This window comes from Enterobacter sp. C3_dUdeg (assembly GCF_057536195.1).
Map to the genome: position 1 here is coordinate 281,669 of NZ_BAAKFX010000004.1, position 17,017 is coordinate 298,685.

The window sequence follows — 17,017 nt, forward strand, 5'->3', positions numbered from 1 at the left end:
GCTTCCACGCCATGCAGAATAAAGGCCAGAAAGACAGACGTTATAATTTCTTACACACTTTGTTCTATTTTCGAAATATCCCTCTGCGTTTACATCCCCATCCAGCAATTAAGATTGATCTGTATCAATTTTAAAAATACCCATTTATTTCAATGAATTAAATTCACAAGCCACTTCTCGCTATTAAACCGATAGGCACAGCCAAACCGCAGAGAAAAAATCCGGTGCTATACTTAGTTCCGTAATTACCTGGGACATAAACATCAAGAGGATATGAGATTATGAGTACCGCTAAACTGGTGAAAACGAAAGCGTCTAATCTGCTTTATACCCGTAACGATGTATCGGATAGCGACAAAAAGGCGACCATTGAGTTGCTGAATCGCCAGGTGATCCAGTTCATCGATCTTTCGCTGATCACCAAACAGGCCCACTGGAATATGCGCGGTGCAAATTTTATTGCCGTTCATGAAATGCTGGATGGCTTCCGCACAGCACTCGTGACCCACCTCGATACGATGGCTGAACGTGCCGTTCAGTTAGGCGGCGTGGCGCTGGGTACCACGCAGGTGATCAACAGCAAAACGCCACTGAAGAGTTATCCGCTGGATATCCATACCGTTCAGGATCACCTGAAAGAGCTGGCGGACCGCTACGCGATTGTGGCCAATGACGTGCGCAAAGCGATCGGCGAAGCCAAAGACGAAGATACCGCAGACATTTTCACTGCCGCCTCCCGCGACCTGGACCAGTTCCTGTGGTTTATCGAATCTAACATCGAATAATTCATACGAATTTTCTATCAAACCCTCGCCCTCCGGTGAGGGTTTTGCACATCTATGGTGCACAGTTTTTGTCTGCACACCTGCAAAAGTGAACGAAATGTAATAATCACCTCACACAACCGTTAACGGAAGATTGTTTTTTCGTCAGAATTTACGCTAAATATCTCCCCGTCAGTTGAGCCAAACGAAGCGCACCAAAACGGTGCTCCACTTTGGTGCAATAAAGCCTCATTGCCCCATTTATTGTGCAATGCATGACATCATCCCCTTTGCAAAACAATAGCTTGTAAAGTTGGCACGATTTTTTCATTGTGCCACCTGTTCTCGCAGGGGATCGCCCCGTGGATATAAAAGGAAATGCTATGAAGTCTGTATTAAAAGTTTCACTGGCTGCACTTACCCTGGCTTTTGCAGTGTCCTCTCAGGCTGCCGACAAACTGGTTGTGGCGACCGACACGGCGTTCGTTCCGTTTGAATTCAAACAGGGTGATAAATACGTTGGTTTTGATGTGGATCTGTGGGCCGCTGTCGCAAAAGAACTCAAGCTGGATTACACCCTGAAGCCTATGGACTTCAGCGGCATCATCCCGGCACTGCAAACCAAAAACGTTGATCTGGCGCTGGCAGGCATCACCATTACCGATGAACGTAAAAAAGCGATCGACTTCTCTGACGGCTACTACAAAAGCGGCCTGCTGGTCATGGTCAAAGCCGATAATAACGACGTAAAAAGCGTGAAAGATCTCGACGGCAAAGTGGTGGCAGTGAAGAGCGGCACCGGTTCTGTTGATTACGCGAAAGCAAATATCAAAACCAAAGACCTGCGTCAGTTCCCGAACATCGACAACGCGTACATGGAACTCGGCACCAGCCGTGCTGACGCTGTTCTGCACGACACGCCTAACATCCTGTACTTCATTAAGACAGCCGGTAACGGCAAGTTCAAAGCCGTTGGCGAGTCTCTGGAAGCACAGCAGTACGGTATCGCGTTCCCGAAAGGCAGCGACGACCTGCGCACGAAAGTTAACGGCGCGCTGAAAACGCTGAAAGAGAACGGCACCTATAACGAAATCTACAAAAAATGGTTCGGTACCGAGCCTAAATAATAAGACGTAAAAATGACGTTCACTCGGGGGCGACCTTTCGCCCCTGCTATTTTTGAAACACGGTAACAGTAACAGGAAATTATCATGCAGTTTGACTGGAGCGCCATCTGGCCTGCCATTCCACTCTTGCTTGAAGGCGCTAAAATGACCCTGTGGATTTCGGTCCTGGGTCTGGTTGGTGGGTTGATTATCGGTCTTGTCGCCGGTTTCGCCCGCACCTACGGCGGCTGGATCGCAAACCACATCGCACTTGTTTTCATCGAAGTGATCCGCGGCACCCCAATTGTCGTGCAGGTCATGTTCATCTACTTCGCCCTGCCTATGGCGTTCACCGACCTGCGCATCGACCCGTTCAGCGCAGCCGTCGTCACCATTATGATCAACTCAGGCGCCTACATTGCGGAAATCACCCGCGGTGCGGTGCTGTCGATTCATAAAGGTTTCAGTGAAGCCGGTCTGGCGCTAGGTCTTTCTCGTCGCGAAACGATCCGCCACGTTATTCTGCCGCTGGCGCTGCGTCGCATGCTGCCGCCGCTCGGTAACCAGTGGATCATCAGCATTAAAGATACGTCGCTGTTCATTGTTATCGGCGTGGCAGAGCTGACCCGTCAGGGGCAGGAGATCATAGCTGGCAACTTCCGCGCGCTGGAAATCTGGAGTGCGGTAGCCGTTGTCTACCTGATCATTACTCTGGTTCTGAGCTTCGTTCTGCGTCGTCTTGAAAGAAGGATGAAAATCCTGTGATTGAATTTAAAAACGTTTCCAAGCACTTTGGCCCAACCCAGGTGCTGCACAATATCGATCTGAACATCAAACAGGGTGAAGTGGTGGTGATTATTGGGCCATCCGGCTCCGGTAAATCCACCCTGCTGCGCTGCATCAACAAGCTGGAAGAGATCACCAGCGGCGATCTGATCGTCGACGGCCTGAAGGTAAACGACCCGAAAGTGGACGACCGTCTGATTCGTCAGGAAGCGGGCATGGTGTTCCAGCAGTTCTACCTGTTCCCGCACCTCACGGCGCTGGAAAACGTGATGTTTGGCCCGCTGCGCGTGCGCGGTGCCAGCAAAGCGGCGGCAGAAGCGCTGGCAAAAGATCTGCTGGCGAAAGTCGGCCTGGCAGAACGTGCGCACCACTTCCCTTCCGAGCTGTCCGGCGGTCAACAGCAGCGTGTGGCGATTGCCCGCGCCCTGGCGGTCAAACCGAAAATGATGCTGTTTGATGAGCCTACGTCCGCACTCGACCCGGAGCTGCGCCACGAGGTGCTGAAAGTCATGCAGGATCTGGCGGAAGAAGGGATGACGATGGTTATCGTAACCCACGAAATCGGCTTTGCCGAGAAAGTGGCGTCCCGCCTGATCTTTATTGATAAAGGCCGTATCGCGGAAGACGGTAACCCGCAGGAATTGATTGCGAACCCGCCGAGCCAGCGTTTGCAGGAGTTCCTGCAGCACGTATCCTGATCCATCGCTTTACGCTAAGCCGGGCTTGCCCGGCTTTTTTACGCCAGATTGTTCCCAAAAATCCCCCTCCTCGTCTCGACTTCTATACTTATCATTTTGTTCGACATTTTCACCGGAGGACGCCGTGCCGTGGATCCTGCTGCTGTTGATTAGCCTGTTTAGTGCGCCTTCGTTCGCCGTCGCGATCCCCGGCGTGACCACCGGAACCCCTGCGACCCAGCAAAATACGCCGCCTCCGGAACCCGATGTTGAACAGAAAAAAGCCGCCTACGGTGCGCTTGCCGACGTCCTTGAAAACGATACCTCCCGGCAGGAGCTCATTGGCCAGCTGCGCAAAGCCGCCGCCACGCCGCCGCAGGAGTCGGTGCCAACCCTCACCCCGCCGCAGGTTGAGGAGCAAAAAACGGTGCTGGAAAACGTCACCGACGTGAGCCGCCACTATGGGGAAGCGCTCTCCTCACGCTTCGCTCAGCTTTACCGCAACCTGATTGGCTCCCCGCACAAGCCGTTTAACCCGCAAACGTTTACCGCCGCCGCCACGCAGTTCCTGATGCTGGCGGGTGCGGTATTTCTTTTTTACTGGCTGGTGCGTCTGTGCGCGTGGCCGCTGTACCGCAAAATGGGGCAATGGGGACGCAGGAAGAATCAGCATAAAAGCAGCTGGCTGCACCTGCCGTTGATGATAGCCTCAGCGTTTATCATCGATTTACTGCTGCTGGCGTTGACGCTGTTTTTAGGCCAGATGCTGGCCGACAGGCTGAATGCAGGCAACAAAACCATCGCCTTCCAGCAGTCGCTTTTCCTGAATGCCTTTGCCCTGATTGAGTTCTTCAAGGCGCTGCTGCGGTTACTCTTTTGTCCGCACGTGCCGGAGCTGCGGCCTTTCTCCATTCGGGATGCGAGCGCGAAGTACTGGGCGCTGCGTCTGAGCGTGCTCAGCGGGCTGATTGGCTACGGCCTGCTGGTTGCCGTGCCGATCATCTCCAATCAGGTGAACGTCCAGTTTGGCGCGCTGGCAAACGTCCTAATCATGATCTGCATTACCGTCTGGTCGCTGTATCTGATCTTCCACAATAAAAAAACCATTACCCAAAGCCTGCTGAATCTGGCCGATCGCTCCCTCTCGTTCTTTAGCCTCTTTATTCGCGCGTTCGCCCTGGTGTGGCACTGGCTGGCAAGCGCTTACTTCATCGTGCTGTGCTTCTTCTCGCTGTTTGACCCGGGCAATAGTCTGAAATTTATGATGGGGGCGACGTTCAAAAGCCTGGCCATTATCGGCATCGCGGCCTTTGTGTCGGGGCTGCTGTCGCGATGGATCTCGAAAACCATCACCCTGTCGCCGCAGGTGCAGCGTAATTACCCGGAACTGCAAAAGCGGGTAAACGGCTGGATGTCGGTATCGCTCAAAGTGGCGCGCATTCTCACCGTCTGCGTGGCGATTATGCTGCTTCTGAATGCGTGGAGCCTGTTTGATTTCTGGAACTGGCTGCACAACGGTGCGGGTGAAAAAACGGTCGACATCCTGATTCGCATCGCGCTGATTCTCTTCTTCTCCGCCGTCGGCTGGACGCTGCTGGCGAGCCTTATTGAGAACCGCCTGGTATCGGATATTCACGGCAGGCCCCTACCCAGCGCCCGGGCAAGAACGTTGTTAACCCTGTTCCGCAACGCGCTGGCGGTAATTATCAGCACCATCACCATTATGATTGTGCTGTCGGAAATCGGCGTGAATATTGCCCCGCTGCTGGCGGGTGCCGGTGCCCTGGGGCTGGCCATCTCCTTCGGTTCGCAAACGCTGGTGAAGGATATTATTACCGGCATCTTTATCCAGTTTGAGAACGGGATGAACACGGGCGATCTGGTGACCATCGGGCCGTTAACCGGCACCGTGGAGAGGATGTCCATCCGTTCGGTTGGCGTGCGTCAGGACACCGGGGCCTACCACATCATCCCCTGGTCTTCGATCACCACCTTCGCCAACTTTGTGCGCGGGATTGGTTCCGTTGTGGCGAACTATGATGTGGATCGCCACGAGGATGCAGATAAAGCGAAGCAGGCGCTGCGCGATGCGGTAGAAGAACTGATGGGGATGGAGGATATTCGCGGGCTGGTGATCGGAGAGCCGTCATTTGCCGGCATCGTCGGGCTGACGAACACGGCGTTTACCCTGCGCGTGTCGTTCACCACCCAGCCGCTGAAGCAGTGGACGGTGCGCTTTGCCCTCGACAGCATGGTGAAAAAACACTTCGATATGGCGAACGTGCGGATGCCCGTGCAGACGTATCAGGTATTGCCGCCGCCCGCATCGCCGCTCCCGCCGCAGGAGCCGACGCTGTAACCGAGCCGGGTGGCGGCTTTCGCCTTACCCGGCCTATGACAGGGTGCTATTTGCGACGTTTGTTATTGTCCATAAACGTCCAGGCGATAAAGCGACTCTGTTTCTGGCCCTGCGCCATCTCTTTTTTCACCACTTTTACGGCGCCCGCTTCGGTCAGCGCGCGGTAGAGCGGCGGCAGGTTATCCCCGCGGGAAACCAGCGTCGTGAACCACTTCACCTGACGGCCAAACTGTTTACTTTCCGCAATCATGCGCAGGATAAACGCCACTTCGCCCCCGTCACACCAGAGCTCCTGCTGCTGTCCGCCGAAGTTCAGCGCGGCGTCTTCAGCCTGACCCAGGTTACGGCGCTTGCGCTCGCTGCCCGCACGGGCCGATGCCGCCGAATCATGGAACGGCGGGTTGCACATCGTGGCGTCATAGCTTTCATTTTTGTGAATAATGCCGTTGAAGATCGACGCCGCGTCTTTCTGACGACGCAGGCGAATGGCGCGGCTTAATCCCGGGTTAGCGCTGATAATCGCCTGGGCGCTGGCAAAGGCCTCGTCACCGATTTCGCTTCCGGTAAAGCGCCACTGATATTCATGCGCCCCGATCAGCGGGTAAATCAGGTTCGCCCCGGTGCCAATATCCAGAATGGTGGCCTGCTGTGGAACGACACCCTCATTGCCTTCGGCAAGAAGGTCGGCAAGGTGATGAACGTAATCCGCGCGGCCCGGCACGGGTGGACAGAGAAAGCCTTCCGGAATATCCCAGTGAGCCACACCGTAAAAATGCGCCAGCAGGGCTTTGTTCAGCATTTTAACCGCCTGCGGGTCGGCAAAGTTGACCGAAGGCTCACCCGCTGGGGTCTGAACAAGATAGTCCTGCAGCGGCGGGCAGCTCAGGCATAACGCGTTCATGTCGTAGCGGCTGCGGTGGCGATTTCGCGGGTGCAATCCCGGCTTTTGGGCAGTCATGGCATTCTCCTTTAAACAGCGGCGTAAGATACCCTTTGCTGGCCCAACGGTAAATCTTTCTCTGCGGCGTTCAAAAAATAGCCATAAATCAAACACCTTTATGTCTATGATCCGTCAGCGAATTGTCAATTTATATCGTTCAAAAAATAAGCAGATCATCATCAAATATTTGCGCTAAGTCACACTCGTCAGGCTTCTAAACTTAAAGGGAATCACCTGTTGTTTCCTCATGAGGATGTGATTATGAAAAAGTACCTGACCCTTGCTGTTATCGCAGCCGCCCTGGCGACCGCGTCCTTCTCTGCCATGGCCGTCCAGTCGCTGACCCAGAGTACTGACACCAGCCAGCTACGCCCTGCGGGCACCGTTTCGGTAAGCCGTGCCAGTAACCTTGACGACCTACAGGCTAAACTCGCCGAAAAAGCCCGTCAGGAAGGTGCAAAAGGATTCGTGGTGAACTCCGCTGGCGGAGATAACCATATGTACGGCACTGCGACTATCTATAAATAACCTGTCTCTTCCACAAGACTGCATCTGCCCAACGGGTGCAGTTCTCTTCTCCCTTCGCCTTGATTGTTCATTTTTTAACCCCATAGTAAACGTATGGCCTAAACCGATTTCAGGAGGACGCTATGGCTTCCGGCTGGGCAAATGACGACGCTGTTAACGAACAGATCAACAGTACAATTGAAGATGCGGTTGCGCGTGCCCGCGGTGAAATTCCGCGCGGCGAGAGCTTAACGGAATGCGAAGAATGCGGAGAACCTATCCCGGAGGCGCGCCGAAAAGCCATTCCCGGCGTACGGCTTTGCATTGCCTGCCAGCAGCATAAAGATTCAAAAAATGCATCACGCTCGGGATATAATCGCAGAGGTTCGAAAGACAGCCAGTTACGTTGACTTTGCTTTACCCAGGCTAACCGAGCCTGCACGTTCCTTTACGCTCACGGTTTTTAGCCAGACGCGTAGCAAAACGTGCCCTTCGTATCGCTTCTGTAAAGCGCATCCGCAAGAAGTGTAAAGGGGTGCTTTGAATTTATTAATATTCAATAAGTTATTTGTCATTCAATTTTTTTGAGCAACCACGTCAATTCTCTTCGATTTTATCTCTCGTAAAAAACCGTGATACTTATCACATCGACGGAACATCGTCCCCTTAACAGAAACACCTGCGAGAGATTAATTATGAAAACCATCAAATATGCTGTAGCTGCTGTTGCCCTGTCCGCTCTGTCTTTCGGCGCTTTCGCCGTAGAGCCTGTCTCTTCTACTCAGGCACAGAACATGAACAAAGTTGGTGTGGTCAGTGCTGATGGCGCCACCACCCTGGACGGTCTGGAAGCCAAACTGGCTGAGAAAGCCGCTGCTGCCGGTGCAAGCGGATACACCATTACTTCCGCTAACGGCAATAACAAGCTGAGCGGTACCGCGGTTATCTACAAATAATCGACTGAATGAATGCTGTACCCTCGCCATACCCTCTGGTGAGCTGCTCCACCCTCATTGACCCTGTTGTTGTTACCCTTGCTTGCCCGTCCGCCACTGGACGGGCTTTTTTTTGTCTAAAACGCCTGCGCCACGCGTTCAAGCCCGGCCTGAACGGATTCCACTTCTCCGGTAGCCAGCAAACAGCAGGCCATCTGCAGCTTGATCGAATGCGGAACAGGAACATTTCCGGCAAGGCACTGCTCAATCCAGTGGGCTGTAGTATGGGGATCTTTTGCCTCAGGCAGTATCACACCGGTATTCTCTTCCCCGCGCTCAAGAATGGCGCGCGTGCCTGCAGAATCAATCAGCATCACCTGCGGGCAGCGCTGCGGGTTCGCATAAACCTCTCCTTCCGTTCCGTGCATCAGCAACGCCCTTGCGCCAATTGCCTCAAAGAACTGCCCCACGCGCGCCACGTATTCCGGGTGCGAGACGCTGGAAAGACGCAGGGCGGCATCTTCACCAAACGGCGTGGCCAGTTTCGCCAGCGTGTGTGCGCTGTTGCGCACGCCCATGCGCCAGCGCATATCGAGCTGCTTTTCCAGCGGCGGGCAGAGCGTGCCGACCGGGATATAAACAGGCTGATGACCATCCAGCTTCGCCTGCGCCTGGCCGGCATGACGCGTTGGCTCGATGCCCAGCATCCCGAAAATGGTCTCCGTCAGCACGCGAGTGGGATCTTCGCTAACGCCGTGCACCACCACCGGGAACCCCAGCTTGTGTAACAGGATAGCGAGCAGCGGGGTTAAGTTTGCCTGCTTGCGCGCGCCGTTATAGCTCGGGATCACAATCGGCATCGGTTTCGCCACCGGCGGCGTTAAGCGCAGCGTTTGCGCCTGCATGGCATCATAGAAACCGCGCATCTCCGCTTCACCTTCGCCTTTGATACGCAGCGCAATAAGAATACCGCCCAGCTCCAGCTCCGGTACCTCGCCGTTAAGCATGCGGGTATAAAGCGCACGCGCGGTTTCAAGGTCCAGATCGCGGGCGTGGTTTTTGCCTCTGCCTACCTCTTTGATAATTTTACGATAATCCACGACATTTCTCCTTACAGCAGGTTATCAACAATATAGCCCTGATGATGACTCCGCTGTTAGTTTTTTTGCCCACTCTGCGGTTTTTTATAATCAGTTGTTTTAGTAAGAAAAATTATTTTTCAAGAATTAATTGAATTATTTGGAAGCCGCGCGGGACCTTTCCCGGCCTGAATTATCTGATTAAATAGCCAGCGGTGAGTAGTTGAGACATAACTTCGAATAATGCGGGATGCAGATGTCGAAAGGAGAAACATACAGGTTTAAATATGAAAAAAGTCACTTTAGGTATATTCATTGCTGCCGCTTTGGGATGCTCTGCATCTTCTTTCGCAGCATCCACCGGTGAAGGGCAAATTAACTTCACAGGTGAAATTATCGATTCCGCCTGTCAGGTGGTTAACGGCTTAAGCAGTCCGCTGAATGTTGCGCTGGGCAAAGTCTCCAAAACAGCGTTTACCGGCGCAGGCTCTACCAGCACCTTAACGAAATTTGATATTCAGTTAAAAAACTGCCCGGAAACGGTCACATCTGCAGCCATCAACTTCGGCGGTACGCCAGATGCGGATAATAACACCACGCTGGCCTTGACCCCGGGTGCGACGACGGCAACTGGCGTGGCGATTCAGCTGGTTGATTCTTCCGAACAGCCCGTCAGTTTATATACGCCTTCAAAGCAGTATCCTTTAGCTGCTGGCACGACGGTAAATAATCTGGAGTTTGGCGCACGTTATATACAGACTCAGGCATCGATCACTGCCGGCCAGGCTAACTCAGCGTCTACTTTTACAGTTATTTATAACTGACACGTTCAATAAGGAGATATTCGCCTTCACGCGAAGGTTAATATCTCCTCTTTCTTTGAGACAGATTTATGCGACACAGTTATTTATTAAGCGCACTTTTACTGACTGCAGTAACAGCCCACGCAGGTGTGATTATTAATGGCACCCGACTGGTTTATCAGGGAGAGAACAAAGAGTCTTCGATTGGGATTTCCAATCCGGATGATATTAACTATCTGGTACAGTCCTGGGTGGATACCGGTTTGAAAAAAGGCGGTAAAGCGCCATTTCTGATTACCCCGCCTCTGTTCCGTCTGAACGCTAAAGAAGATAACGTGCTGCGCGTGGTGCGCACCGGCGGAAATATGCCAGAAGATCGCGAGTCGTTATACTGGTTAAATATTAAAGCCATTCCTTCTTCAAGCCATGAAGAGGGCGTTAATACATTACAAATAGCCATTAATACCCGTATTAAATTGCTGTATCGCCCTGCATCGATTAAAGGCAAACCTGAAGCAGTGGCTGATAAACTAGAATGGCACCGCGAAGGCAATGATCTGGTGGTAAACAACCCCACGCCTTTCTATATGAATTTCCAGAGCGTAACGCTGAACGGCCAAAAAGTGGCAAAAGCTACCTGGGCTGTGCCAGATACCTCTACCCGCTTTGCCCTTCCGGCAAATATGAGCGGTAACACCGTAAGCTGGTCGGTCATTAACGATTACGGAAGCATCAGTAAAACCTGGTCTGCATCCGTTCGTTAATACTCTATTCAACGCCTGGATAATCATGTACAGCACAACTAAGCCGCTATTACGTCGACTGCGTGAAATGCTGCCCACTTTTTGTGGGATAGCGGTGACATGCTGCGCGCTGCAGGCCCACGCTAATGATTATTTTAACCCTGCCCTGCTGGATATTGATAATCCAGAGCAGGCAAAGACCGATCTCTCTGTTTATGAAAACGGTCCCGGTCAGGCGCCAGGTAAATATCAGGTCACGATGTTCGTCAATAACAATAAAATCGACACCCGTGACGTCCTTTTTACATTACAAAAAGATGCGCAGGGAGATGATTCCCTGCAGCCATGCCTGAGTCTGGATGAATTAACGCATCTGGGCATCAAAACCAAAGATTATCCAAAGCTGGCGGCAAAAGGGGAATGCGCGGATCTCAGCGCCATCCCTTCGGCCTCGGCGACTTTCCGCATCAAAAACCAGCAACTACTGCTGAGTATTCCCCAGTCGGCGCTGGGCCAGGTGCCTCGCGGCTACATCGATCCGAAAGAGTATGACGAAGGGATCACCGCGGGCATCCTGAACTATAGCGTTAACGCCAGCCAAAGCCACGCCCGCCAGCATGGAAAAGCGGACAACAGCAGCCAGTTTATTAACCTGCGCCCCGGTTTTAACACCGGTGCCTGGCGCGTGCGAAATTACAGCACCTGGAACCACAATTCGGATGGCGGTCAGGGCGACGGCAAGCTGACCCCGGTCTATACCTATGCCCAGCGCGATATCGTGGGGCTGAAGAGCGAGCTGACCGTGGGACAGAGCAGCACCCAGGCCGACGTTTTCGACAGTGTCTCTTACACTGGCGCGCAGCTGGCTACCGAAAGCGACATGCTGCCGGACAGCGAGCGCGGGTATGCCCCGGTGGTACGCGGTACGGCGCACAGTAACGCCCAGGTGGTGGTTCGCCAGAATGGCTACGTTATCTACCAAAACACCGTCGCCCCCGGCGCGTTTGAGATTAACGATCTCTACCCCACCGGCAGCAGCGGCGATCTGAACGTCACGGTAAAAGAGACCGACGGCAGCGAGAGTCATTTCGTGGTGCCGTTTGCCTCCGTGCCGGTGCTGCAGCGGGAAAAACACCTCAAGTACAGCGTCGCTGCAGGGCGCTACCGTTCATATGATAAAGAGGTTGAGAAGACCCCTTTCGCCCAGGGCAGCGCCATCTATGGCCTGCCACACGGCGTCACCGTTTACGGCGGTACTCAGCAGAGTTCGCATTACCACTCCGCTGCGCTCGGCGCAGGGAAAAACGTTGGAGACCTCGGCGCGTTCTCCGTAGACGTTACCCGCGCCAAAGCGTTACTGAAAAAGCGCAAAACCAGCAAAGGGCAATCCCTTCGTCTGCGCTACAGCAAAAATTTTATCGCGACCGGCACTCACTTTTCGCTGGCGGGTTATCGCTACAACAGCAAAGGCTTTTACACCCTGCAGGACACCATGGAGTCCTGGACCAGTGCAAACGACTGGTCCGCTCCACAGCAGCGCCGCGCACGGGCGGAGGCCACCGTCGACCAGACGCTGGGCGACAAGTGGGGTTCGGTGACGCTAAGCCTGGTGAAAGAGAGTTACTGGAGCCAGCGTCAGGATATGACCTCCCTGAGCGTTAACTACAACAATAGCTGGCACGGCGTGAGCTATAGCCTGAGCTACAGCATCAATAAAAACAGCGACGACACGGACGAAGACGGTAAATCCATCAGCTATGACCGACAAATCGGCCTTAACGTGTCGGTTCCGCTCGACCGCTGGCTGCCTAACACCTGGGCAAACTACAGCCTGAACAACGGTAAAGACGGCACCACCCACAACCTGGGCCTGAATGGTACCGCGCTGGAGGGAGACAAGCTGAGCTGGAACGTTCAGCAGGGACTGGACAGCGCTAATAACAACACCTCCACCAGTATGAATGCGGATTACAAAGGCACCTACGGTGAAGTGCGCGGCGGCGTAAGCCAGGACAGCCATCAGTACACCGTGAACGCCGGGATCCAGGGCGGCATCGTCGCCCACTCTGACGGCGTCACCTTTGGTCAGACCTTGGGCGAAACCGTGGTGCTGATTAAAGCGCCGGGAACGCACGGCACGCACGTTGCCAACCAGACGGGCGTGGAAACGGACTATCGCGGCTATACGCTGGTGCCCTTTGTCACTCCGTGGCGTCACAACCCAATTTCGCTGGATACCGAGACGCTGCCAGACGATGCCGACGTGACACACGCCTCGCAGACGGTGACACCAACGCGCGGCGCGATAGTTCGCGCCAGCTTCGATACTCGCGTGGGCAACCGCGTCTTAATGACGCTGGCCTGGAAAGACAAACCGCTGCCCTTTGGCGCAACGGTCACCACGGAAGACAAGAGCAGCGAATTTATCGTCGGTAACGACGGCCTGGTGTATCTCACCGGACTGCCGCAGCAAGGACGCCTTTTCGTTTCGTGGGGCAAGGAGGCGAGCGAGCATTGCGTCGCCGATTACGCCCTGACGCAAGAGAAGGATGACACCAACATTATTAACGCTGCCGCGCAGTGTCACTGATTAACACCGGACCGATCAGAATGCAGATAGCAAAATCGTTTTTCTTACTTTTAGTTCTGGCGACGGCAGCACTCTTCATGCCGCACGCAAAGGCCAACTGTGTCTCACCAAATTTACCAGCGCTGCTATCGTTAGCGTCTATTTCAGTGCCTACCAGCCTTCCCGTGGGAGAGACCATCCCGGGAACGGAACGTTCGGCTCACATTGCGGGGGGCTGCTATACAGCCGAAGACGCAGGCCGTCAGATCATTGCCTGTTACCACGGTCTGGGTAGAGAGACTCCCAATATCCCTGGTGTTTATGAGTCGGGTGTTGCCGGGATCGGCGTGTCGCTCCGAAACAGTAAAGGGGAGCGTGTGATGGGAGCAGCAGACCAAATCTGCACAACTAAGTCTTCTGTGGGTCAAGTGTCTGATTCGAGCGGTAGCGATGGTTCATTTGCGTTTAGCTTCGACGTCTCGCTGGAACTGGTGAAAACCAGCGAGGTGGTAACCGCCGGTACACTCACATCCAGTAACACACAATTTGGCTTTGGTGTTGAGCAAGTAGAAAGCTTGAGTTATCCAAACACCCTCTCCTACTCAGGTAACGTGGTGGTTAAAGCAGTCACCTGCACCGTATCACCCAAATCTCTGACCGTCACGCTGGGGGATTTTCCGGTGAGCCGTTTTACCGGTCCGGGAACCCTGGTCTCCCAGTCGGTATTCAATATCGACATGCTCTGCGATCAGGATGTACAGCCGGAAATGATGGTCACCAGCGCCAATGGCTATGAAACGAATTTTCCTGGCGTGATCAAATTAACGCCGGAAAACGGCGTGGCGACCGGCGTGGGGGTGAGAATGCTCTTTAACGGTCAGATGCCTGTTTTCGGGCAATACATGGATACCTTTACCGCCTATGCCAATATCCGCTCGCAATATCCCTTCAGCGTCTCTTACGAACAAACCAGTTCGGAGGTGACGCCCGGAACGGCGAATGCCGTCGCAACCATTACGGTGGCCTACAAATGAAAACCTTATTAGCCCTTTTACTCCTTGGAGTCGCCAGCCAGAGCCTGGCGGAAGAGATTCAGCTCGATATTCGCGGAAACATTTACGCCAACGCCTGCCAGGTAGACAGCACCAGCCAGAACCTGACGGTCAATCTGGGCAAAGCGAATACCGGCGATTTTAAGGACGTGGGCGATACCGGACAATGGCATTCATTCGACTTAACCCTGTCGAAATGCCCCACCACTTCCGTGCTGGCCACGGCCACCTTTCACGGTCAGCCAGACAGTATTCATCCGACTAAATTCGCCAGCACCGGAACAGCGAAAGGACTGGCGCTGGAGCTTGCCGACCCGCAGGATCAGATCTCGCTTGCCCCGGACGCCAGCTTCAGCGTGTTGATCAACCAGGACAATCACACGGCGGATTTCCCGCTGGCCGCCCGCTATTACGCCACCTCATTGCCGGTCACGGCAGGAACGTTCAGCAGCGTGGTGCAGGTGACCTTCATTTACCAGTAGGACCGCGCCCCTTAGCACGGAGGCTTTTCTTGCGCCCTGCGGTCAGTTTGACCGGCGGTTTTTTTACCTCGGGCACTTCCGGCTGTTCGATCGGGAAGATCGGCAGCGCGTTCAGGAGCCGTTGGCCGTAATTTTTGGTGAGCAGACGTTTGTCATAAATCACCACCTCGCCCCAGCAGCCGTGGCTACGAATCAAGCGCCCGACCTGCTGAATCAGGTTAAACGACGCCGCAGGCAAACTCTGCACCTCAAACGGATAGCGGTTGAGGCTTTTCAGCCACTCCCCCTCGGTGATCACCACCGGGCTATCGATAGGCGGGAAGGCGATTTTATGGATATGCACCTGCGTCAGGTAGTCGCCTTTCAAATCCAGACCTTCAGCAAACGACTGCAACCCCACCAGCACGCTGCGCTCGCCGTTATCAATGCGCTTACGGTGGGTTTCCACCAGCCGGTAGCGCGGCTGATCCCCCTGGACCAGCAGGAGTAAACGCAGATCGGTGACGTGTTCGAGGAAACGCTGCATCGCCCGCCCGCTGGCAAACAGCACCAGCATACCGGGGTACTTTTTACTCTCGACCTGCTCGCGGAAGTAGGCCGCCATTTCCGCGATGTGCTGCTCTTCGTTGTCGATGAGCGGCTCGAATTTCATGCGCGGAATGACCAGCTTGCCCTGCTCGCAGTGGTTAAACGGCGAGTCCAGCGCCACGAAACGGTCGCCCGCTTTCTCTTTTAGCCCGCTCATCTCCTGCAGCCTTGAGAAGCTGTTCAGGGAACGCAGCGTGGCAGAGGTGACAACCACGTGCGGCACGCTGCGCCAGATCAGCTTTTCCAGCTGATCGGCCACGCGGATGCCCACGCAGTGGAAAAAGAGGTGCACCTGCCCGTCCCGCACGTCGCGGGTGGCCCATTTGGTGACCGGCGCGCCGGACGCCTGCGCCATCGAGGCCAGCCGCCAGAGCTTGCTCTGCGCTTCGAACATCCCCAGCGCGCGGTTCATCTGCAGCAGAACGCGGTGCAGACGCACCACGTCATGCGAGCCGGTTTTCTCGCTGAGATCGTTTAAGAACATCTCCGCCAGCCCGCGCAGCTTTTCCAGATGTTTCGCCAGCTGCTGGCAGATCTCCATCACCTCTTCCGGTAGCTCACCCATCGCAAAGCGGTGTTCGGCTTCCTGGGTTGCTGGAAGATAAAGATTCAGGATGTTGTTCAGGGATGAAATGAGGCTATAGACCTCTTCACAGTGGTCGCTCAGCCGCTCCGGCACCGCCAGCGGCGGCGTGGTTTTCGGGCGGAACTGCTCCATGCAGGTCGCTACCAGCTTGCAGAAGAGATCCAGCTGCAGGCGGAACCACGGAGCGGTGATTTCGGCGCTCATCTCCAGCGCATCCCGCGCCACGTCCGGCAGATGGTGGCCTTCGTCGAGCACCAGCAGCAGGTTTTTGGGCTCCGGCAGCACCGCTTCGCTCTCCAGCGCCGCCATCACCAGCGCGTGGTTTGCGACCACAACCTCCGCCTCCTGAATCTCGCGCCGGGCGACAAAGAACGGGCACTCGCGGTAGTAGTGACAGTTGCGGTTCAGGCAGCTGGCTTTGTCGGTGCTGAGCCTGCGCCACAGGTCGTCGCTGATGGCCTGGCTGGTGTGATCCCGCAGGCCGTCCCACTTATAGCCGTCGAGCTCGACTTTGAGTTTTGCACACTGCTCCTGCTCGGCCTTATTGTTTGGCGTTAGCTCGTCATCCAGAAACGCGAGCAGATCCTGCTGATTCGGCTCGCTGCTGGCCAGCGCCGCCAGGTTGCGCGGGCATACATAACGCCCGCGCCCAAAGGCTGCCGTAAACCGCAGGTCGGGGATGATTTTGCGCAGCAGGGGTAAATCCTTGCTGAAGATCTGGTCCTGCAGCGCCACGTTGGCGGTGCTGACCACCAGCGTTTTGTCCTCTTCCCGCGCAATCGCGATGCCGGGAATGAGATACGACAGGGTTTTCCCGACGCCGGTTGGGGCTTCAATCGCCAGATGTCGCCCGTCGTCCCCGGCGAGCGTTTTTGCCACGTCAGCAATCATCTGCCGTTGCGGCGCTCGGGGGATAAAGTCGGGGATCTGCTGCTGTAGCGCCTTATACCATGCGCCAATTTGCGCCTTGAGCGCAGCGGTTAAAGCCATTGGAAAACCTGAAATACTGTATAAACAGCCACTATTGTGGCACTTTCTCTT

The 17,017-nt window shown here is 54.7% G+C and carries 16 protein-coding genes; 13 read left to right on the forward strand and 3 right to left on the reverse strand.

The window, feature by feature from the left end; all coding sequences use genetic code 11:
- Positions 1 to 281: 281 nt before the first annotated feature.
- The 5 genes from dps to ybiO all read left to right on the forward strand — a co-directional run bounded on the left by dps (position 282) and on the right by ybiO (position 5,692).
- A complete protein-coding gene (gene dps, locus AC27FC_RS13380; RefSeq protein WP_010428924.1) occupies positions 282 to 785 on the forward strand; it encodes a DNA starvation/stationary phase protection protein Dps in 504 nt (167 codons plus the stop codon).
- Positions 786 to 1,147: 362 nt separating this feature from the next.
- Positions 1,148 to 1,891 (forward strand): glutamine ABC transporter substrate-binding protein GlnH, encoded by a 744-nt coding sequence (gene glnH / locus AC27FC_RS13385; RefSeq protein ID WP_033144999.1) that lies wholly within the window; start codon positions 1,148 to 1,150, stop codon positions 1,889 to 1,891.
- Positions 1,892 to 1,975: 84 nt separating this feature from the next.
- Positions 1,976 to 2,635, forward strand: a complete 660-nt coding sequence (glnP, locus tag AC27FC_RS13390) for a glutamine ABC transporter permease GlnP (protein WP_003858462.1) — start codon at positions 1,976 to 1,978, stop codon at positions 2,633 to 2,635.
- Positions 2,632 to 3,354, forward strand: a complete 723-nt coding sequence (gene glnQ, locus AC27FC_RS13395) for a glutamine ABC transporter ATP-binding protein GlnQ (protein WP_032641580.1) — start codon at positions 2,632 to 2,634, stop codon at positions 3,352 to 3,354. The genes glnP and glnQ overlap by 4 nt, the downstream gene beginning before the upstream one ends.
- A gap of 124 nt (positions 3,355 to 3,478) precedes the next feature.
- Positions 3,479 to 5,692 carry a mechanosensitive channel protein gene (ybiO, locus tag AC27FC_RS13400; RefSeq protein ID WP_182071419.1) on the forward strand — a complete coding sequence of 738 codons (2,214 nt, stop codon included), beginning with the start codon at positions 3,479 to 3,481 and terminating at the stop codon, positions 5,690 to 5,692.
- A 46-nt stretch (positions 5,693 to 5,738) separates the two neighbouring features.
- On the opposite strand, the gene rlmF is transcribed toward ybiO, so the two are convergent.
- On the reverse strand, positions 5,739 to 6,650 hold the full coding sequence (gene rlmF, locus AC27FC_RS13405) for a 23S rRNA (adenine(1618)-N(6))-methyltransferase RlmF (protein WP_048976788.1): 912 nt from the start codon (positions 6,648 to 6,650) through the stop codon (positions 5,739 to 5,741).
- 243 nt (positions 6,651 to 6,893) lie between these two features.
- Here rlmF and mcbA point away from each other — a divergent pair, with 243 nt between their 5' ends.
- The 3 genes from mcbA to ybiJ all read left to right on the forward strand — a co-directional run bounded on the left by mcbA (position 6,894) and on the right by ybiJ (position 8,095).
- Positions 6,894 to 7,160, forward strand: a complete 267-nt coding sequence (gene mcbA / locus AC27FC_RS13410) for a DUF1471 family periplasmic protein McbA (protein WP_032661263.1) — start codon at positions 6,894 to 6,896, stop codon at positions 7,158 to 7,160.
- Between the two features lie 122 nt (positions 7,161 to 7,282).
- On the forward strand, positions 7,283 to 7,549 hold the full coding sequence (locus AC27FC_RS13415; RefSeq protein WP_196354686.1) for a DksA/TraR family C4-type zinc finger protein: 267 nt from the start codon (positions 7,283 to 7,285) through the stop codon (positions 7,547 to 7,549).
- Positions 7,550 to 7,834: 285 nt separating this feature from the next.
- The gene (gene ybiJ, locus AC27FC_RS13420; protein WP_023310874.1) at positions 7,835 to 8,095 is read left to right on the forward strand and encodes a DUF1471 family protein YbiJ; all 261 of its coding nucleotides are present in this window, start codon (positions 7,835 to 7,837) and stop codon (positions 8,093 to 8,095) included.
- A gap of 116 nt (positions 8,096 to 8,211) precedes the next feature.
- Here ybiJ and ybiB read toward each other — a convergent pair whose 3' ends face one another.
- Positions 8,212 to 9,174: a DNA-binding protein YbiB gene (ybiB, locus tag AC27FC_RS13425; RefSeq protein WP_196354687.1), complete on the reverse strand. Its 963-nt coding sequence runs from the start codon at positions 9,172 to 9,174 to the stop codon at positions 8,212 to 8,214.
- A gap of 266 nt (positions 9,175 to 9,440) precedes the next feature.
- Between ybiB and AC27FC_RS13430 the strand changes: the two genes are divergently transcribed.
- From AC27FC_RS13430 to AC27FC_RS13450, 5 genes are all read left to right on the forward strand, one after another.
- Entirely contained in the window at positions 9,441 to 9,977 is a 537-nt protein-coding gene (locus tag AC27FC_RS13430) for a fimbrial protein (protein WP_029739812.1), read from the forward strand.
- A gap of 68 nt (positions 9,978 to 10,045) precedes the next feature.
- Positions 10,046 to 10,720, forward strand: coding sequence for a fimbrial biogenesis chaperone (locus tag AC27FC_RS13435; protein ID WP_143347354.1), 675 nt, complete (start codon positions 10,046 to 10,048; stop codon positions 10,718 to 10,720).
- Between the two features lie 25 nt (positions 10,721 to 10,745).
- A complete protein-coding gene (locus tag AC27FC_RS13440) occupies positions 10,746 to 13,289 on the forward strand; it encodes a fimbria/pilus outer membrane usher protein (RefSeq protein WP_143347355.1) in 2,544 nt (847 codons plus the stop codon).
- Positions 13,290 to 13,309: 20 nt separating this feature from the next.
- Positions 13,310 to 14,302 (forward strand): fimbrial protein, encoded by a 993-nt coding sequence (locus tag AC27FC_RS13445; RefSeq protein ID WP_047061877.1) that lies wholly within the window; start codon positions 13,310 to 13,312, stop codon positions 14,300 to 14,302.
- Complete coding sequence (locus AC27FC_RS13450) at positions 14,299 to 14,802, forward strand: fimbrial protein (protein WP_196354688.1); 504 nt, start codon at positions 14,299 to 14,301, stop codon at positions 14,800 to 14,802. Before AC27FC_RS13445 ends, AC27FC_RS13450 begins: the two co-directional genes overlap by 4 nt.
- Here AC27FC_RS13450 and dinG read toward each other — a convergent pair.
- Positions 14,789 to 16,966, reverse strand: a complete 2,178-nt coding sequence (gene dinG / locus AC27FC_RS13455) for an ATP-dependent DNA helicase DinG (protein ID WP_112778330.1) — start codon at positions 16,964 to 16,966, stop codon at positions 14,789 to 14,791. The genes AC27FC_RS13450 and dinG overlap by 14 nt on opposite strands.
- Positions 16,967 to 17,017 lie beyond the last annotated feature (51 nt).